Genomic DNA, 18663 nt, shown 5'->3' with positions numbered 1-18663 from the left:
TTTACTATTATTATTCGCAGAAAGAATCTACGATGATTACTATTGATTGATGCGTAAACCTTTTTTCGCTAGAACTGGTTGCCAGTTGGCTTACTAATCCTCTCACTTCTTCAAAAACCACAACAGTCGTTTCCTAAAACAAGCGTGCGACCGTATTGCCTAAAGGCTATTTTTCTCACGATCTGATCGTCGTGTGCTTAATTTCAAGTAAGCGACCACACTCAAGAGGACGAGCAGCAGACCTATCCAGCGAATAAGCAGTCGTTGGTGACTGTTCGTTTGCGGAAAACGATCATTTTTTGCGTGACCAGATGAATCATCTTCAGGTACTGGCCATTTTCCTGTCGGCGGTTTTGGCTCTGGCTTTGCAGGTTCCTGACCACCAACAAAACGGATGACCCCTTCTGTTCTAGCGGTGGACACTTCTTTGGCTTCTACGAAATCAGCGACTAGCAGACAACTTAAAACCAACATCGCTACAATGAAATACCTCAATTTATGAAGCGGCATGTATTCCCCCTCATTTTCCTTTCGCCCCTTTTTCTCTTTCAAAAAACATACTTCAGACACAGACGAAGTCCTCCAATTCTTCATTTAAGATGGAGACAACCATTTTAATCGCTTCTTTATACCCAATGTATTTAGGCAAAAAAAATACCTGCGGTTGCTTTTCTATGGAGTAATCAAATGGAATGATATTGGTGATCAAAATATCACAGTCAAGCTGGGTGATCTGTTCCGATGTTAATTGTTCTTCATAGAGCACAGCCATTCGACCACTAAAATGATGTTCAAAAATACTATAGACCCATTCATCGATCACATAATTATTGGCAAGCAACACCACGATTTTTTGTGAAACCCGGATCAATTGATTGCCAAAAAGATAGAGAACGAAGGAACAACAAAAGTCCCTCAAAAATTGATTTTTGAAACATTGCGGAATCTCATTCACTTCCATAAACCTAATCAAAGGCTCATAAAGATCAAAAGGCAAAGAAAACACAAATTGATTCGTACTATCCGGATTTTTTAGGTAGATAGGTGCTAAGCCAACTTTTGCATATTGCCGGACTAAAAAATCTTCCACGACCTGTTGAATTCCACAAGGCTCGTCAAGGTAAGTATTGTGCTGTTCAAAAAAAGCAACAAAGAGTTCAACGAATCGCTTACTCGTTTTTGAAAAGGTATTGAGAGGAATCCTCGTTTTCCCTCGAAGCGCCCACTGCGCATAAAGCATTAAGTAAATAAAGCACGATTCCTGAACGAGCCGTTTTTTCGCAATGGGTTGGAGACTGCTGCTTTCTTGAAGTGTTTCACTGATCGTCAAAAAAAGCGGATCTTGCTGGATCAATGCTAGGATCTCAGGATCAAATATCAAGGTTCCAAAAGTGGCACGCTGAACAGACAAACGAATAATATTGATGACCTTTTTTCTTGAAACGATCCCCACGTTTTGCTCAATTCTTCTTAAAAGCGTTTCTTGAAGCTGATGTTCAATGACCGGCAACTCAAAATAGTGCGTTTCGCAATAAAAATCCCAGAAGAACTTTCGCTGATTGATCTCTTCTCCCATCAGCCCAATCGGTGCTTTGGTTACCACCAAACCGTATTCATCAAGAATCAGCTGTAATTTTTTTATGAGTCGATTTGCCGTTGATTCTGAAATATGCATGGCTCGAATCCAAGCTAAAAAAGGAAACGTTTGTCCCGCATAAAAAGCTTGTACTAATAAAATAAGTGGTTCTCGCTCATAGAAGGAGCGTCGTTTTTTATAGTATTCACCATGATCATTGATTACCAACTTCATCCCGTGATGGGTCCCTTCAAGAGAGATCGCATCACAAAAAAATGTGCGTAGTGCTTTTAAGTCCGTTAAGATCGTCCGCCGAGAAATACTCGCTTTTTCTGAGAGCTGTTTGACACTCAAAATCTGTTCGTTTTCCATGTACGCCAATAGTATAAGGCTTCTTCGATTCACTGAGTTCGTTACCAATTGGAATGTAAGACTGTTCACGGGCGTAATCTCCTTTAGCAAATTTCCTATAAATTTTCCATCAAATCGTAGGTCCCTCCTTTAGTGCTGCCTTCGAATCGTTGCAATGTTTCTTGTTTGATTCTAACAAAATTACCACCTATTTTTTATCCAGCATTTGCACACGAGGGTGCAAAAATATTGACTTTCCGCAAAGAATCATTTGTTCTGCGGGCTCTCAATGGTAAATATTAGATGTTATTTTAAATAATTCAGACACGTTTTTGTTTATTGTTTCTCTTTTATAAATTGCTAGCTGTACTCACCAATAAGCCGCAGCTTTTTTAGTAACAGCGCCGATTTCAACTGCCTAAAGCACAAAAAAACAGCTAGACACTTGTCTAGCTGACTTTATAGAATTATAAGTTAGAGCTAACTCCTATTTCCTTTTCAGTACGCTTGTAAACACACCGCCTACCATGATTGCGCCTAGAATCACCAGCCATGCAGCTCGTTGCTCATTCGTTTTAGGAAGAGCCTTTGCTTTTTCTTGACTGGAAGATTTCGTGGTTTCGCTACTAGCACTTGTTTCAGTAGACTGGCTCTCATGGGGATTTACTAGCGTGGCACCGTCATGGTTTGTGGTCGTTGTACTTGGTTCTGCTATACTTGGCTCGGTCGTACTTGGTTCTGGGGTACTTGGCTCCGTTGTACTTGGTTCCGTTGTGCTTGGTTCTGTTGTGCTCGGTTCTGTTGTGCTTGGTTCCGTGGTACTCGGCTCCGTTGTACTTGGTTCCGTTGTACTTGGTTCGGTAATGCTTGGTTCTGTGGTACTTGGCTCCGTTGTACTTGGTTCGGTTGTGCTCGGTTCTGTTGTGCTTGGGTCCGTGGTACTCGGCTCCGTCGTACTTGGTTCCGTTGTACTTGGTTCGGTTGTGCTTGGTTCGGTTGTGCTTGGTTCTGTGGTACTTGGCTCCGTTGTGCTTGGTTCCGTTGTACTTGGTTCTGTTGTGCTTGGCTCCGTTGTACTTGGTTCGGTTGTACTTGGTTCCGTGGTACTTGGCTCGGTTGTACTTGGCTCCGTCGTACTTGGTTCCGTTGTACTTGGTTCCGTTGTACTTGGTTCGGTTTCTTTTTTTGTATTGGTGATTACAAGGGTATCTCCCTCAGTCGTCACACTGCTTTCGAAGCCGTCGGGGATATTGACTTCTTCAACCTGATACACGAAGTCTTCCCCTTGATTGTTGTATTTTGGTAAGTCTGCCATTTGACCAGCAACGGGTATCTTTGTTAATGATGCTTGAAAATCATTGGCTTTTTCAAGGGTCAAACGGTCTGACTGCTGCCAACTGTCTGCTGCCGTAGTGGTGGTTCTTTTGACTTGATAATCGATTTGGTCTGGAATCTCAGCTGCTGAGACATTGACCCACTTTTTGAGAACAGCAAGGGAAACATTGGGTGCCTTGATGGAAGGTATCGGAAAATCCAACGCTTCATCATCGCTTGCTGGTGTTAAGGTCGTACGGCCATTGCACAACACCCACGCCTCTCCTTTAAAATCTGGGGCTTCCGTATTCAAGCGAACTTGGTAGGTCAAGGTCAATTTTTCATTTTCACCTAAGGCTATCCCACTGACGGTAATAGTCTGATCCTTTTCAGAAACGGTTACTCCAGTTGCAACTTCCGGCGCCTCGACCCACTCTCCTTGCGCATTTTTGCGCCATCCGACTAACTGATACTGATCAGCATCAAAATTACCTGCCCCTTGCAAAAGAATGCCCTCTCCCATCGGATCTGTAATCGTCCCGTCAGGGATGGTTTTATCGATATGATTGGCGATTTCTGTCAATGCTGAACCCAATCCGCTCAGGTTTTCATCCGTTGTTAAGTAATTGCTCGGTGCAGACGCCAGATTGCGCCCAATGTATTCCCCTCGTGCGGAAGGCGCCGTTGCTACCGAATAATAGGTAAAACCAGATTTTTTAAGCGCGACGATCGTGCCAAGGGTCTCGTCTGTCACCACAGTGTTGCTAACAGGAATGGCTTGCGAATCTGATGGATTTTTACTTGTCGTATGGTAAGCAGTGGCTGACGTTTGAAATTCTTCAATATAGCTTTCCGTGTGATAACCGTTATAGTCACTGATTGCGCCGGTATTTTGATAAACCGCTGCCTCATCTACTGGCAAATAACTACGATTGGCACTGTCGTCACCGATATGAATAAACAGCTTTTCCGCTTCTGGACGACTTTCTTCCAGTAACAGTTGTTGTCCAGCCAATAAGCCTTTTTGCATAAAAGTTCCAGAATGGGATTCGGCCGTCTCACGCAGAAATTGTTCCAAGTACGCGATATCGGTAGAAAAACCGTTGGTAGTGTAAACTTCTCGATTGTAGGCAACGATCCCGATCCGAATGGAGCCATTCGCTAGCGAATCAGCTAATTCATTTCCAAACTGTTGCAGCCCCAACAAGGCGTTGGTTAATTTTTCTCCAGTCATGGAGGAAGAATAATCGATCACCATGACCAGATCAACAGGGGTACTGGTCTGATTGCCTTTGACAGCTAACGTTACATCAAATAGTCCTTGGCCCGCAGCTTCTTTGACACTCTTTTTCAGATAAGCTTCATCTGCATAATTGACATAGTTCTCTTCATCAAAAGCAACCCCCGGCGCCTGTCCATACTTGTAGTTGTACGTATCTCCTTGCGCCGTTCCATTTGTCAAATACTGTCCGGTCGCATCAGTTTGATAGTCAAAATCATACGTGGTGGTTTCACTGTTTACAGTCAGACTGCCCATGAGAACCCCCATCAACAACAGGAAAAAAATCCCTGTATACTTTTGCCAACCTCTTTTGTGTTTCATCACTTTCGCTCCTTTATTTCCGCACTGCTTTCCTCAGCAGACCATGAATGCTGAGAAAAGCGAGTCTTTGTCAGAAAACAGTATAGAAGGTTTTGCTGCGAAAAGGAGACAAAAAATTGCTGATTTCATTTACAAAAAAATCACGTTTTTTGTGCTATCATAAGAGAATCGAGTACATAGAGAAACCTTTAGAACGGAGCTTGAATTATGGAACGGTTTTATCCATTTTTTGGACACACTCTCAAGAGAGATATCGACCTGTTGCGGTTTTTGTATCTTCAAAAACGTTTTGTTCCCATTGAAGAGATCAGTCAAGCGTTGGCTTTGGATCGCCGCTCCATCCAAAAAAGCTTCGACACTTTAAGCAAACGCTCGCTTTCCTTACAAGACGATCCCTCACCGCTTTTGGTTGCCAAACACGGCTTTGGGTTATCCTTCATTGGGACTAAGCGAGACTACAAGCGATTGAGTCGGCAGTTGCTGGAAGCGAATCCCTTTTTTTATTTACTGGAAACCCTTTTGCTGCAAAATGAGATCAATTTGATCCAATTCGCCGCTGACCATTACTTCTCCGAATCAACCGTTCGTAAACGAATCTATGCGTTGCAAAAACTGCTTGCTCCATTGGGATTTCAGCTGCAAAAGCAAAAAGGGACGGTTCGACTCGTAGGCAGCGAAGCCCGTATCCGCTACTTTATGATGGTCTTCTTTTGGCGAACATTTGCCGGTCTGCATTGGCCCTTTACTGGTCTTTCCCAGAAAAAATGTGAAACCATCGCACAAGACTTCTACCAAAACAATCAGATTCCCTTTAACCCGATCGAATTGAAAATGACCACATACATTTTGGCTGTCACTATTTTGCGGTTTCGCAAAGGACAACGGATTTCAGCAGAAGCAGTAGCGATCGAAGCCCCTTTGATTGGGGAAGATCTTTCCCTGTTTCAATCCCTGATTGATGAAGAGACCGCCATCTACAACCATTTATCGTCAGAACTAGCGGAACACTTCTTTCTTGATGAGAATGAACGCCGCTTTTGTTTTCTATGGCTAGCATCGAATCTCGATCGAACGTTTGCCGATGCGCAACTGGACGCTGCGTTTTCCCCAAAAAAACCAACGACGAGCATCCAAAAACTTCTCTGGTCGATGACCGCGTTCGCACCAAAATCCGAGTTGACCCGCCCTTGCAAAAGTAGGATCGTGAATACCCTCTTGAATGGGCTTTTGACTGTCGAATTGTTTGGACCGGTCGACCATACATTAGCCGGCTATAATACTGCCCAGTTTTTAACAGAACATTTTCCTGATTTGCAAAAGCAAGCCGAAAAGCTAGTGACAAAAACTTCGTTATACCAAAAAGAGCCGCTGAAACAAAGCGGATTTTCTCTTCATGTCGCTATGGCGTGGACGCTGATTTTACCGCCAGCTACTTTTCAGCAGAAAATCAAGATCAAACTGGAAACAGACTTGCCGCTGGCGATTTCGCTGACCATCAGAGAACTGATCAAAGCGCCCTTTCAAGGGTTCTACAACCTTGATATTCGTGATCAGTTTGTCGACGACGACTACGATCTCTGTCTAAGCACCACTCCATTGTCTGAAACCTATGAAAAAGCACCGGTCCTATTGATCAATGCACAAGTCACCCTTCCTGATTTGTTAGCAATTCATCAGGCGATTGAAGTATTCCAATCGCAAAAATAATGATTGCTCTGCTCAAATCACTCCAACAAAACGAGACGACGAAGTAATGAAAGTAGGTACTTCGTCGTCTCGTTTTGTTTCATTCATTCAATACAGTATTACTTTTATACAACCAATAGTTAAATCTGTTGCTAGTTCCTTTAACGAAAAGGAACACTCGAGTGTTGCAACTGGATTCGAACGTTGCCGTCTTCATCCAACATATACCCAAATGTATATTCGACCTTTACCTCTTCTCCGGTCTCACCAGATGTAAAATAATAATTGCCTGAAGAAAGTGCTGTATCACCATTTAGAATCGTATCGTGGTTGTCAAAGCGTACATTTGTCCACGGCTCTAAAGCAAACCCGCTGTCTTCTTCAATATCACCACCAACGAAATAAGACAAAGCTTCTTCCTTTGTTGAGCGGAAAGGAATTTCAGCAGCTTTCGTCGGTTTAAAAAGGACTGTTCCTTCATCAAATGCATACAACGTATCAAGGGTTTCTTTAGCTTGTTCTTCTGCAGCTTCCTCACTCTGCGTACTTGCTTCCCCAATAGCTACGATGCTCTCAGCCCAAGCTTCTTGTGCTTCTTCGATTGCAGCGAGGGTGATCGTTGGCACTTCAACCGTATCAGCTTGTGCTGTGTCGTCTTCATTTTGAGCCCCACACCCTGTTAAAGTAACTAAGATTATTGGTAAAACCAGTGTTTTTTTATTCATTTTATTCCTCCTTCTTTATCAATCAGTCTAATAAAGAATAGGTTTAATTGAAATAATAACCATAAAATCTTAACAAAAATAGAAAAATACTCGTATTTTGATTATTAAATGCATTTATCGCAGCTGATAATGAGAGCTCATTATTCAATCCGTTGTCTGCTTTGCTGCATATGTCAAAAAATACTGTTTATACGGACGCCCAATTTTTGTATACACATTTTCACTGCGAATGGCTTTGGTCTTTTCTAAGTGGGCGACATACTTTCTTACCGACACATGGGACAATGCGCAAGCTTGCGCCAATTCTTGGACTGTAAATGGCTGTTTGATAGTACGAATCGTTTCTTGGATCAACTGAAGCGTGTCTTCTGTCAACCCTTTTTCTAGTTCGATCCACGGACTTTTTTGGTTTCCCTGCAGCAGCAGATCGATTTGCTGCTGAGCGATCCGCGGATGTTTGAGACTTTCGCGTCGTTGCTGAAATACTTGGATACTTTGGGCAAATCGTTCGAAGGAAAACGGCTTGATCAAATAATCCAGCATCCCCAAATGTAGGCTTTGGCTGATCAATCGTGTTTCATCGGCAGCCGTGATCATGATCACATCCACAGCCTGTTGTTGTTCCCGTAATGTTTGCAACAGCTCCAAGCCATTGCCATCTTTCAAATGGATATCCAGCAAGAGCAGCTCAATGGTTTCTTTTTGTAGCATTTCTTGCGCTTCTTCCACTGTTTCCACCGAAAAAATTCGCTCAAAAACCGCTAAACGTTCTAAATAGCTGCGATGAATAAATTGAACCATCGGATCGTCTTCAACAATCAAAATATTGGCTTTCATAGCTGCTCCTTCCGATAATCATTCGTGATCGTCACTTCTAGGACGCCTTGCGCTTCCTGAAAAGTGATGGTCCCATTGACTTCATGCAGTAATTGCTGAAAATAGCCTACTTGCTGTAAAGTCACTTGTTCCGCTGGTGTCAACATTTCTTCCACTAGCTGCCAACTCGTTTGCAACTGATTTTCTTGGTACTCGATTTTCATAAATACCTCTTGAGTCAAATGCTTTTGCAGCAAAAGATGATGTATATATTGATAAAGGTTTAATAAGACTTTGGTTTCATGTGCAACGGCCCCTTGGGGAATCTCTGGAAAAATTTCTAACAACAGCTGGCATTTCTTTTCTAAAAATTTTTGCCGCTCGCCAATCAAAAACCCTGCCAACAAAGGGTTTTTAATAAGAATCGCTAACCGATGAGCAAATTCTTTCTCTGGTTTCAAAATATCATCCAAATAGATCGTCAACTCTTCATAGGCTTCTAAATCCACCAAACCATAGATGACATGCAGCTTGTTCATAAATTCGTGGGCTTGACTTTGCAGTGCCGTCGCATAGGCTGTCGTATTTGCCAACTGATCCGCAATAAATAAAGACTCTGTCGCATTTCTTAGAAAAATAATATGCCCTATCTGCTGATTTCTCACGATGATCGGCGCCGATGAAAAGACATAGTCCTGCCCTTCTTGCTGTACTAACCGCTCTTGCTTCTTGTCAAAATCGACGTGCTGCAAAGCAGGCAAGATCGTTAGCAGGGATTGGCCAACCAAGCCATCTTCTGATGCAGTAGCAAGCGGCAATGCCGTGGCAGCTCGATTTGCCAGCAAGATGTTCTTCGCTAAGTCTAAGACAAAAACAACATCCTTGGTTTCTTCCAGCATACTATTGCGTTCTTCTAACAAACGTGAGATTTCTTGCGGTTCCAGATTATGCAGTTGTCGTTTCAAATAAAATGCCACGAATAATGCAATCCCCCCGCCTAATAGCAAACTGATGAACAATGCTTTCCGATAGCCTTTTTGCGATAGTAAGATTAGCGATTGCAGTGAAGTCATTTTAATCCCTAATGCCACGACGCCAAGTTGTTCTCCATCTTCTTTCACTGGAACGAACCCACGTAAGGACTGTCCTAAGGTGCCGTTGCCAATGGAGAGAGACTCCTTGCCTTCAATTGCCGGTGTTTCATCGCCACCTGTAAAAGGTTGACCAATCTTTTCAGGGTCTGGGTGCGTGATCCGAATAGCGTCTTGATCCATCAAAACAATAAAATCCAACCCATAATTTTTTGCTAATTCATTGGTATATGATTGCAACTGGGGACTGGCTTTCTTTTCCCGCAGTGCTTGCTTGACCTCCGCTTCTGATGCTAACTGACGACCGATCGATAGCAGCAGCGTTTCTTCATCCCGGTGCATTTGCTCTTTTTGTTCCATCATCATCAGTACATAAAATAATGTTAGAACGATACATAAGGTACTGGTAAAAATTCCTACTAACAGCACCCACAGCCGAACTGGCCGCTCTCGCATAGTCGTTCCTCCTCAATTGCTAATAAGCGTTCATTACACGCTCATTTTAACATAGGAATCTTTTTCCGAAGGTCTTTTTTTAAGTTGTATTTAATTAAATTAGTTAAATAATCTTCTTTGTTTGTGAGCGCTTCCTTATACTGGAAACATCTAAAGGAGGTATTTGAATGAAACAAGTCGTCGCAAAACAACCCGTTGTTGAAAAAAAGCAAACCAAAGCAAAGTGGTGGTCTTTCTATGTTGGTTCCGTTCCTTTGCCCGTCTATCTGGTAATGTCTGCCATTATCTTGATCACTGCTTTTCTACAGCAACTGCCTGTCAATATGTTGGGGGGGTTCGCCGTTATCCTAAGTTTAGGCTGGTTATTAGGAACGATTGGTGCCAACATCCCCATCATCAAGAATTTTGGTGGTCCCGCTATTTTTTCTTTGTTGATTCCGTCAATCCTGGTCTTTTTTAATCTCATCAATCAAAACGTATTGGAATCAACTAATATCTTAATGAAGCAAGCAAACTTCCTTTATTTCTATATCGCCTGTCTGGTTTGCGGCAGCATTTTAGGTATGAATCGCAAAATCTTAGTCAAAGGGTTGATGCGAATGATCATTCCTATGATGTTAGGCATGGTCTTAGCGATGGGCGTAGGTACCCTTGTCGGTGTCCTGTTAGGGCTAGATTGGAAACACACTTTGTTCTTTATTGTGACTCCTGTTTTAGCCGGCGGTATTGGGGAAGGAATCTTACCACTTTCCTTAGGCTATAGTGCCATCACTGGTTTAGGTAGCGAGCAATTGGTCGGTCAGTTGATTCCAGCCACTATCATCGGCAACTTTTTCGCGATCGTTTGTACTGGCTTGTTGACTCGCTTAGGGGAACAAAAACCGCAGCTTTCAGGAAAAGGCCAACTCGTCAAAATGAGTGATGGGGATGATTTGAAAGATGCGTTGGTTGAAGATCAATCACCGATCGACGTCAAATTGATGGGTGCCGGTGTGCTGACCGCTTGTACGCTCTTTATTCTCGGCGGTTTGCTGGAACACGTCACTGGTTTTCCTGGACCTGTTCTCATGATCGTAGCAGCCGCTTTCTTGAAATACTTGAATGTCGTACCAAAAGAAACACAAAAAGGATCGAAACAGCTTTACAAATTCATCTCTGGTAACTTTACATTTCCACTCATGGCAGGATTAGGACTGCTTTATATTCCTTTGAAAGATGTCGTCGGTATGCTGACCTGGCAATACTTTTTAGTCGTTATTAGCGTCGTTTTCACTGTGATTGCCACGGGATTTATCGTTTCTCGCTTTATGAACATGTACCCCATCGAAGCAGCCATCGTTTCTGCTTGTCAAAGCGGAATGGGTGGAACCGGCGATGTCGCGATCTTAAGTACCGCCGACCGCATGAATTTGATGCCATTTGCCCAAGTAGCTACACGTTTGGGTGGCGCGATCACGGTTATCTCAATGACCGCACTTTTACGACTATTATTTTAATTGTTTGAAATCGGAAGGGAGAAATCAAGAATGTCAACGATGAATGTCAAAGAAGCAGCTATGAAACAAGCCGAGGAAAATGGGGGCAAATTAGCCGTCGTTTCTAAAGTCACTATTGATTCAAAAGAAGATTTAAGTATCGCCTACACCCCAGGAGTCGCAGCTGTTTCATCAGCAATTGCTGAAAACGAAGAACTCGCCTACACCTTGACCACCAAGAAAAATACTGTCGCCGTGATCAGCGATGGCTCAGCGGTGTTAGGTTTGGGCAATATCGGTGCCAAAGCAGCTATGCCGGTCATGGAAGGCAAAGCGGCCTTGTTCCAGCGCTTTGCCGGAATCGATTCGATTCCGATCGTCCTAGATACGCAAGACACCGAAGAAATCATTCAAACGATCAAAGCGATCGCACCAACCTTTGGTGGGATCAACCTAGAAGATATCAGCGCCCCTCGCTGCTTTGAGATCGAACGACGCTTGATTGAAGAATTACCGATCCCCGTGTTCCACGATGACCAGCACGGAACTGCCATCGTGGTATTAGCCGCTTTGATCAATAGCCTGAAGCTGATCGACAAATCCTTTGAAGAGGTCAAAATCGTGATCAACGGCGGTGGTTCAGCTGGCCTTGCCATTACCCGAAAATTTTTGGCTGCTGGCATCAGACACATCACTGTTGTCGACAAAGCAGGGATCATTTCAGAAACGAACCATGAACTTGCGCCCCATCACGCAGAAATTGCCAAAGTCACCAATCGTCAACATCTAACAGGAACACTAGAAGATGCCCTCAAAGGAGCAGATGTCTTCGTAGGCGTTTCAGCTCCCGGTGTGCTGCACCCTGAGTGGATCAAAACGATGGCAGAAAAACCAGTGATTTTTGCTATGGCGAATCCAACGCCAGAGATTTTCCCTGATGAAGCACTGGCAGCTGGCGCCTTTATCGTCGGTACTGGTCGCAGTGATTTCCCTAACCAGATCAATAATGTCTTGGCCTTTCCGGGAATCTTCCGAGGCGCATTAGACGCTCGAGCAAGAGACATCACGATCGAGATGCAGATCGCAGCAGCACAAGGGATCGCTAGTTTGATCCCCGAATCAGCATTGACTCCAACCACTATCATTCCAGATGCGTTTCAGCCTGATGTCGCTAAAGTCGTGGCAGAAAGCGTGAAGAATGCGGGGAAAAAAGATTAAATAGATTGGTATCATTAGTGACTGCAGCGCTAGTTGTTTGATACCAATAAAATGAAAAATAGCTACAAAAATGTACCGACTATGAAAACTAGTCGGTACATTTTTGTGTCGGATTTTACAGATAATCGAAAGTTTCCTCCCAGAAGACAGTCCGAAAAAATACTCCCTAACTTCCCATTCACTATTGCTTCACTTGGTTCACTTCACAGAGGGCACTCTTTAGTTTGAGGATACAATCGACAAATCACACGCTCCCAATCTTTCTTCGTTGGTATGCTACTTAACAAGATATAATCATCCGTCAAACCATAATCCAGGATATAGGGACGATAATTTGTGACGATCAAAACCTTCTGGTCCGCTTTTAATCGTTCTTCTGTTAATTCGTGCAATGAAAGAAAAATGACTTGATACTTGTTTGCAAAGAGCCGAATTGCTTGTAATCGAATCATTTGAACGACCATTGAGTCCCCTTCTATAAGAAACAAAATATTTTTTTTCGGCTGATAATAGTCGCGCAGTAAATCACTTACCGTTGTAAAACTGATAGCAATATCTTCCATAAATTCTGTCGCAAAAGCTAACTCTTCTTTGTACTTTTCCAAAAATGCTTTATTTTTGTAGTAAGACTCTCGATGGTATGTTTTTATTGAGGCGACTTCTTCAGCTTGTCGCTTGTTCAAAGATGGACAAATCACTTCATTAAGTTTTCTAGACACCAGAAAGGAGGTTAGATAATCTTCTAGCAGTGACTGATCCCAGCCCTTAAATTCGGCACCAGCAAAATACGCTTTTACGATCGGCTTCACTTCTGGCCAGAAATTAAATCGAGCTAGAAAAGTTTTTTCTCGATCGTATTGATTGATTGTCCGCGTACATATAATCATGTAGTGAAGCCAAGCAAGTTCTTCTTTGGGTAAAGATACCCCATACTCTTTGAAAATGACTTCTTTCAGAATCTCTAGCAATTTAAAATCATTTTCTTGATAGACAAGCTCTTTTGCCCAGTCAGGAATCGAAACATAGTGCTCCTTTTGCGCCCGTACAATCGTTATATACAGCAGTGAATAAAAAGCCGAGATCGTCAAGCCAGTACCTACTTCATATTTTCCCAATTTATCAGAAAGTCCCTTTAGAATTATATGATGCAGGCCTTCTGGTGGTCTGATCGTATAGGGGGTGGGCTCACCTACATAGTAAAAATCAAAAAAGAATTTACGAATATTTGCTTCATCGCCTACCAAAGTAACCGGTGTGAAACTTAGAGAAAGTCCATACTCTTTTAAGGCTGGTTGCACACGTGCAATAAACCTTCGTAATGTTGTTTCCGCATAATTGTATCGATAAGCCAATTCATTCAGATCAACTACTTCTCCATAAAAAATGTTCCCAATGATTTCAAATAAAACTTCCTGATTTAATAGCTGCTCTTTTTTTTCTTTAAAGAGAACACGATTTCGTTCTTCGAAATGAAATCCGCTATTACCTGATACCAATTCAATACATTCGCCAAAATGCTCTTTGATCAAGCGTAGGTCTTTCACCAATGTCCGCTTAGAAATAGCCAATCGCTCAGAAAGAATCCCAACTTTAAAAACTTGTTCTCGTTCAATAATCGTTAATATCTGCATCCAACGCTTTGTACTCGGACTTGTAATAAAAGACATCTGAAGTTCCCTCATGCCATTTCTTCACTCATTTCCTTTTCTGACTTGGCTCTATTCATTCTACCATACAACAGAAACCCCTTTCTTCGCTACGTCAAATGAACTTCTTTCTAAAAACATAAGATGTGGCACGAAACATCCATTGTCAGAAAAGTTCGCTTTCGCTTTTTTGAACTTGCTGCGGGCTTTCTTTCAATCCATAGCAAGGCAAGCACCATTCTTTTCCTGGATCAAATGATAGCACTGCGACACGCGACAAATAAGAAAAGTGCTGACACCCATGTATACACACAACCTTTTGCCTGTGCGCAACAGATTTTCTATTGCAGATTCAAATAAAGAAGCTTAACACCTCGTAGATGTTAAGCAGAATCAGCTATCATTCTATGTTTGTTCAATACTCGGTGCCCGATTTTCATTTGGCATTCTTCTCTGGATCGGATTTAAAACCTCACAACCGCTTTGACCAACGGATCATCTTCTAACGTTTGGCGTTCTAGCGCCTCTTGCAGTTTTTCCAATGGGTATTCATCCGTGATATATTTTGTGGGATCGATCATGCCACTAGCAATCAAATCGATCGTTTCTTCAAACTCTTGGCGGGTGCATGAAACGCTGCCGATGAGCTTGATTTCTTGCAAGACCAACCGATTTAATGAAAAAGGAATTTCGGGAACAACGGAATTTCCAATCGCCACGATCGTTGCGCCAGGACGAGCAGCCTCAATGCATGTCGCTAAGGAACTGCTGGAACCGACCGCTTCAAAAATCAAATCGAACCCACCAGCAGACGCGTCTTTCAATACTTCCCCGCGGTTTGGATCCTTAGCGTCAAAGTAATCGTCAAAGATTCCCAATTCCTTGGCTTTCTCAATTTTTGTATCGTTGATTTTGGACATGGCCACATAAGAAGCCCCAGCTTTTTTTGCCAATTCGCCAATCAATTGCCCGATGATCCCACTTCCAGAAACCAAGACTTTGTCATTTAACTTAATATTGGATTTACGGACGGCATGATAGGCAACCATCAAGGGATCAATCAAGCTAGCTGCTGTATCTGAAACTGTATCTGGCAATTTATAAGCATTGGACGCTTTTCCGACAAACCGTTCGGCATAGGCGCCATTGCAGACAAAGCCGATATAATTGGTGCCGTTTACTTCCCGACACAAATGCTCTTGACCTTTTTGGCACATCTCACATTTTCCACAATAAAGATTTGCCCAAAAAGCGACGCGATCGCCGATTTTAAAGGAACTATCGCCTGCATCCGTCACGACACCGCAAAACTCGTGACCCATGATAAAATCGGACTCCCCTGTTTTGCCCCAACCTTTCCCTGCTTGCCACATATGCACATCACTGCCGCAGACGCCGCAAGCTGAAATTTGGATCTCGATCAGTCCTTCTTCCACTTTCGGCACAGGTACTTGTTTGACCTCGATCGTTTCTGGTCCTTTTAATACAGCAGCTTTCATGTTTTTTTCTGTCATCTCTGTTTCCTCCTCATTGCTTTTTCCTTTGCTTACCGTCATACTAACATTAAAGTTAACTTTAAAGTCAACGTTAAGGAGTGAAAAAAATGACCTATACGATATCCCAAGTTGCGAAAGCCTTAAATATCCCCACGTCAACCATCCGCTATTACGACAAAGAAGGCCTTTTGCCGACGTTAGCGCGCAAAGAATCTGGCTACCGTTTATTTTCAGATACCGAAATTGAGATGCTGGAATTGATCGAATGTCTGAAGGAAACAGGCATGACCATTAAAGAGATCAAAGATTATGCACAATTGACACGCCTTGGTGATGACTCGCTGCAAGAACGCCATAAAATGTTTCTTGAACAAAAAAAAGCGCTGCAAGCGCAGATAGACGCTTTGCAGCAATCGATGGCGTTGATCGACCATAAGTGCTGGTATTATGAATCAGCGATCGCAGCCGGTACAGAACAAATCCATTTCCCAATCAAAATGTCGTTGAGAAACAAAGAAAAGTTTCAAGCGATCACCGCCCAAAGCGAAGATCGCTAACGTTATGTAACGTTCACAGGACTATCTGCCTGCTTCTAGTGATCCGAAGCAAACCTATTCTTGGTACTTTTCAAATACTTGCTTGTCTGCTAGTGAATAGACTTGTTCATACAAATAATCAAAGAGAGTATTCATGTTCTCTTTCGTATCGCTCACTTCATCAAGGATCTCTTTTGCCGTACGATGGGCGATATTCAAGCGCATTTTAGCGTTGTAGATCATCCGTTCTGCTTCAACCTGCGCTTCTTCAAGTGTCCGGTCTGCTTTCTTTCTAGCAAACAGCAAGATCTCTCGCATCTCCGCTTGAAACTGCTGATTTTCTTTTTGTAACTCTTGGTTTTCTTTTTGCAGCTCATTGACCGCTTTGCGAAGCGCAGCGGCTTCTTCTTCCTGAGGGCCTCGAGCCTGCTCCTCCAGCTGTGCTTCTTTTTCAGCGAGTTGGTTCGCCAAATTTGTGATGACCTCTTCTTTTTGGAGCAGCAGCTGTTTTTGTTCTTGGGCTTTGCTTTCATACCATTGTTTTTCTCTTGCCCAATCCAAGCGTTCAAAAATCGCTTTTTCTTTCACTTGCTGGATATCCGACTGTGAGTGATGCAAGGTTTCTGCATGGAGCCGCTTTTCAAGTTCTGTGATTCTCGTTCGTGCCAACACTAACTCTTGATGGGTTTGTTCAAAGCTCATATCTGCTGGTGAGACAGGCGCCAGCTCCATCTGCTCCCCGTTCGCTTCCGCGGTAAACGCTTCAAAAGAGCGTTTTTCTTGATAGCTAGGCAAGGGCGCATTGACAGTTTCATTACGCTTTTTGGTGCTTTTACGCTTTCTCTTCCCTTTACTGCTTACTGGATGTGGCATGCCCGTTTCTGAGGACCAGGGTTGCGTCGAGTGCTTAGGCGATCCTTCTGGCTCCAATCGTTCCTCTAGTTCCGCTTGTACTGAAGGAGACGGTGCCGGCGCCTGTCCACTTCGTTGCCCTTGTTTTTTGCCTTTTTGGGGTTTACTACTGGTACCCGTCATTTCTTGATCATTGCTAGTAGCTTTCTTTTTTGCGGTATCGGCGAAGGCTTCTTTCGCCGGTCCATTGGCAACAGCTGTCTCAGCGGTTCTGTTTTCTTTCTCATACGTTTCTTCAAATCCTTTTAATTCTTTCAATGACACTTGGTTCATTTCGTCGAATAGCGTCTGAGCAGAAAACCACCCACGTCCCTTCTTCTTACTCATCCCTTGAATCCCTCCCTTTCGTCAATAACTCTTTTGATTGTTTCATTCTAAGTTCCCGTGTCTGAAGCTTGGACAAGCTCTTTTCGGTTGAGTACTTGCCACTGTCCCTGAGCATTGCGGACGATCGTTTGTTCAAATGACGTATCGGGCGTATCTGCTACTTGCAACACGAAATGGCACCGTTTCACGCCTTGCGCCTGCGATAGATCATCGATGATTCGCTGCAAATTAGCTTCCCAAGCAGGAAAGTCCGCAGAAGAGTTCAAATGACTTGAACTCGTTAGGGTGATTTCTTGCAGCGGTTGGTCAATATGGATCAGCACGACTGTCGGTCCTAAAAAAGGCGTCACTTGCGCCCCAAATTCTTCTTCTAGCTGAAAACGCGCTTCTCGATCATCCGCCATCAGTAGCGTATGCCAAGCAAGATTTTCAAAAGGGAGACCTGCAGACGGGTACACCGATAACGGTCGTTGCGTCCCTTCAATCTGTTCTTTTTGTAAATGTAAGATTTCCTGTTTCATCTGCTCCCTCTCCTCTGCTACCCTACGGCTTTGCGCATGTATGGAAACTTGAGTAAAAGTCAAAAGCAGCAAACTCATAAGAAACAGACCACTCACCATCAGCAACGCTAACGGATGTTCATTACGAATCTTATGCTTAAAAAAAGCCAGTTTTCTTTTTTCCAACTCCGTCATCTTTGTTCGTCGCTCAAGTCTTCGAACAAAGATTTCGAGGTATCCCCGTTGAGCAAGCACCCCGATCGCCACAAAACAAAGCAGCAGTATGCTGACATAAACAATCTTCACGGACATCCCCCTTTCCATCTTTTGTCCATAATTGAGCCTCGATTTTCAAACAGACACGCTGACTGACCTCGTTGAATCCTTAAAAGAAATTCAAGACGACCCCACGAAGCGCCTCGCTCGTCACCATACCAAATTCACGACTATCGATCGAGTGCATGATCGCATCCCCAACGACGAAATACTCTCCTGGCTGCAGGATGCCTCCGACCGGCAATTCCCTCGCCGTTTCTTGCGTCAGTGTAAAGGTATAGGAAAAATCATAATAGGACCCTGATGCACCCAATAGCAATCGATTGCCACTGCGCGCATAGGAATCCCCAGGAACCCCGATCACTCGTTTTACGATCAGCAGCCCTTCATGCTCAAAAGCGACGAGATCATAACGATGCGGCAACTGATTCTTTTGAATAACGACTAACTCGTTGTTTTGAATAATGGGGGCCATCGAATCACCGCTGACACGAGCCATTTTGTAGTTTGAAAAGAAATAGAACAGCAGCAGTAGCAGACAACCTATTCCCAACACACGAAGTGCCCATTGCTTTTGGAATCGACCCATGATACCTGTTGCTCCTCTACCATAATTTTACGTCGTACGTAGCCTTTGACTATTTATACCGTTGGCTCTA

Annotated in this window: 15 protein-coding genes; 4 read left to right on the top strand and 11 right to left on the bottom strand. The window is 43.4% G+C overall.

The annotated features are described in order from the left end of the window. Positions 1 to 159: 159 nt before the first annotated feature. The 3 genes from CXM95_RS03240 to CXM95_RS03230 form a co-directional block, all read right to left on the bottom strand. On the bottom strand, positions 160 to 510 hold the full coding sequence (locus CXM95_RS03240; protein ID WP_228100637.1) for a cell wall protein: 351 nt from the start codon (positions 508 to 510) through the stop codon (positions 160 to 162). A gap of 52 nt (positions 511 to 562) precedes the next feature. Further along, complete coding sequence (locus tag CXM95_RS03235; RefSeq protein WP_101698846.1) at positions 563 to 2017, bottom strand: helix-turn-helix domain containing protein; 1455 nt, start codon at positions 2015 to 2017, stop codon at positions 563 to 565. A gap of 397 nt (positions 2018 to 2414) precedes the next feature. After that, entirely contained in the window at positions 2415 to 4844 is a 2430-nt protein-coding gene (locus tag CXM95_RS03230; protein ID WP_086299127.1) for a VWA domain-containing protein, read from the bottom strand. 207 nt (positions 4845 to 5051) lie between these two features. Here CXM95_RS03230 and CXM95_RS03225 point away from each other — a divergent pair, with 207 nt between their 5' ends. Continuing rightward, the gene (locus tag CXM95_RS03225; protein WP_016611264.1) at positions 5052 to 6551 is read left to right on the top strand and encodes a helix-turn-helix domain-containing protein; all 1500 of its coding nucleotides are present in this window, start codon (positions 5052 to 5054) and stop codon (positions 6549 to 6551) included. A gap of 140 nt (positions 6552 to 6691) precedes the next feature. On the opposite strand, the gene CXM95_RS03220 is transcribed toward CXM95_RS03225, so the two are convergent. The 3 genes from CXM95_RS03220 to CXM95_RS03210 all read right to left on the bottom strand — a co-directional run bounded on the left by CXM95_RS03220 (position 6692) and on the right by CXM95_RS03210 (position 9618). Further along, complete coding sequence (locus CXM95_RS03220) at positions 6692 to 7255, bottom strand: hypothetical protein (protein WP_086372633.1); 564 nt, start codon at positions 7253 to 7255, stop codon at positions 6692 to 6694. Between the two features lie 144 nt (positions 7256 to 7399). Continuing rightward, complete coding sequence (locus tag CXM95_RS03215) at positions 7400 to 8092, bottom strand: response regulator (RefSeq protein WP_086299718.1); 693 nt, start codon at positions 8090 to 8092, stop codon at positions 7400 to 7402. Continuing rightward, positions 8089 to 9618 carry a Spo0B domain-containing protein gene (locus tag CXM95_RS03210; RefSeq protein ID WP_086372632.1) on the bottom strand — a complete coding sequence of 510 codons (1530 nt, stop codon included), beginning with the start codon at positions 9616 to 9618 and terminating at the stop codon, positions 8089 to 8091. Before CXM95_RS03210 ends, CXM95_RS03215 begins: the two co-directional genes overlap by 4 nt. Positions 9619 to 9785: 167 nt before the next feature. On the opposite strand from CXM95_RS03210, the gene CXM95_RS03205 reads away from it, so the two are divergent. After that, on the top strand, positions 9786 to 11114 hold the full coding sequence (locus tag CXM95_RS03205) for a 2-hydroxycarboxylate transporter family protein (protein WP_086299125.1): 1329 nt from the start codon (positions 9786 to 9788) through the stop codon (positions 11112 to 11114). Between the two features lie 30 nt (positions 11115 to 11144). Then, the gene (locus tag CXM95_RS03200) at positions 11145 to 12311 is read left to right on the top strand and encodes an NAD(P)-dependent malic enzyme (protein WP_034871877.1); all 1167 of its coding nucleotides are present in this window, start codon (positions 11145 to 11147) and stop codon (positions 12309 to 12311) included. Positions 12312 to 12514: 203 nt separating this feature from the next. Here the strand turns inward: CXM95_RS03200 and CXM95_RS03195 are convergent, their stop codons facing one another. After that, on the bottom strand, positions 12515 to 13993 hold the full coding sequence (locus tag CXM95_RS03195) for a helix-turn-helix domain-containing protein (protein ID WP_101698845.1): 1479 nt from the start codon (positions 13991 to 13993) through the stop codon (positions 12515 to 12517). A gap of 428 nt (positions 13994 to 14421) precedes the next feature. Next, positions 14422 to 15471 (bottom strand): zinc-dependent alcohol dehydrogenase, encoded by a 1050-nt coding sequence (locus CXM95_RS03185; RefSeq protein ID WP_233499084.1) that lies wholly within the window; start codon positions 15469 to 15471, stop codon positions 14422 to 14424. A gap of 89 nt (positions 15472 to 15560) precedes the next feature. Here CXM95_RS03185 and CXM95_RS03180 point away from each other — a divergent pair, with 89 nt between their 5' ends. Beyond that, the gene (locus tag CXM95_RS03180; RefSeq protein ID WP_008378019.1) at positions 15561 to 16010 is read left to right on the top strand and encodes a MerR family transcriptional regulator; all 450 of its coding nucleotides are present in this window, start codon (positions 15561 to 15563) and stop codon (positions 16008 to 16010) included. Positions 16011 to 16064: 54 nt separating this feature from the next. On the opposite strand, the gene CXM95_RS03175 is transcribed toward CXM95_RS03180, so the two are convergent. The 3 genes from CXM95_RS03175 to lepB form a co-directional block, all read right to left on the bottom strand. Next, positions 16065 to 17228 (bottom strand): hypothetical protein, encoded by a 1164-nt coding sequence (locus tag CXM95_RS03175; RefSeq protein WP_101698844.1) that lies wholly within the window; start codon positions 17226 to 17228, stop codon positions 16065 to 16067. Between the two features lie 47 nt (positions 17229 to 17275). Next, on the bottom strand, positions 17276 to 18040 hold the full coding sequence (locus tag CXM95_RS03170; protein WP_176285389.1) for a hypothetical protein: 765 nt from the start codon (positions 18038 to 18040) through the stop codon (positions 17276 to 17278). A 73-nt stretch (positions 18041 to 18113) separates the two neighbouring features. Then, entirely contained in the window at positions 18114 to 18593 is a 480-nt protein-coding gene (lepB, locus tag CXM95_RS03165) for a signal peptidase I (RefSeq protein WP_086299120.1), read from the bottom strand. Positions 18594 to 18663: the final 70 nt, after the last annotated feature.

Source organism: Enterococcus sp. CR-Ec1 (assembly GCF_002850555.1).
Lineage (GTDB): Bacteria > Bacillota > Bacilli > Lactobacillales > Enterococcaceae > Enterococcus_D > Enterococcus_D entomosocium.
Note: the sequence above shows the minus strand (reverse complement) of the source record. Positions and strands in the feature narration are given on the sequence as shown.

Bases quoted from the DNA above. Each gene is read 5' to 3' on its own strand.
- CXM95_RS03220 (WP_086372633.1), bottom strand. From the start codon at position 7,255: ATGAATAAAAAAACACTGGTTTTACCAATAATCTTAGTTACTTTAACA.
- CXM95_RS03215 (WP_086299718.1), bottom strand. From the start codon at position 8,092: ATGAAAGCCAATATTTTGATTGTTGAAGACGATCCGATGGTTCAATTT.
- CXM95_RS03170 (WP_176285389.1), bottom strand. From the start codon at position 18,040: ATGTCCGTGAAGATTGTTTATGTCAGCATACTGCTGCTTTGTTTTGTG.
- CXM95_RS03210 (WP_086372632.1), bottom strand. From the start codon at position 9,618: ATGCGAGAGCGGCCAGTTCGGCTGTGGGTGCTGTTAGTAGGAATTTTT.
- CXM95_RS03240 (WP_228100637.1), bottom strand. From the start codon at position 510: ATGCCGCTTCATAAATTGAGGTATTTCATTGTAGCGATGTTGGTTTTA.
- lepB (WP_086299120.1), bottom strand. From the start codon at position 18,593: ATGGGTCGATTCCAAAAGCAATGGGCACTTCGTGTGTTGGGAATAGGT.
- CXM95_RS03200 (WP_034871877.1), top strand. From the start codon at position 11,145: ATGTCAACGATGAATGTCAAAGAAGCAGCTATGAAACAAGCCGAGGAA.
- CXM95_RS03180 (WP_008378019.1), top strand. From the start codon at position 15,561: ATGACCTATACGATATCCCAAGTTGCGAAAGCCTTAAATATCCCCACG.
- CXM95_RS03230 (WP_086299127.1), bottom strand. From the start codon at position 4,844: ATGAAACACAAAAGAGGTTGGCAAAAGTATACAGGGATTTTTTTCCTG.
- CXM95_RS03195 (WP_101698845.1), bottom strand. From the start codon at position 13,993: ATGAGGGAACTTCAGATGTCTTTTATTACAAGTCCGAGTACAAAGCGT.
- CXM95_RS03185 (WP_233499084.1), bottom strand. From the start codon at position 15,471: ATGACAGAAAAAAACATGAAAGCTGCTGTATTAAAAGGACCAGAAACG.
- CXM95_RS03175 (WP_101698844.1), bottom strand. From the start codon at position 17,228: ATGAGTAAGAAGAAGGGACGTGGGTGGTTTTCTGCTCAGACGCTATTC.
- CXM95_RS03225 (WP_016611264.1), top strand. From the start codon at position 5,052: ATGGAACGGTTTTATCCATTTTTTGGACACACTCTCAAGAGAGATATC.
- CXM95_RS03205 (WP_086299125.1), top strand. From the start codon at position 9,786: ATGAAACAAGTCGTCGCAAAACAACCCGTTGTTGAAAAAAAGCAAACC.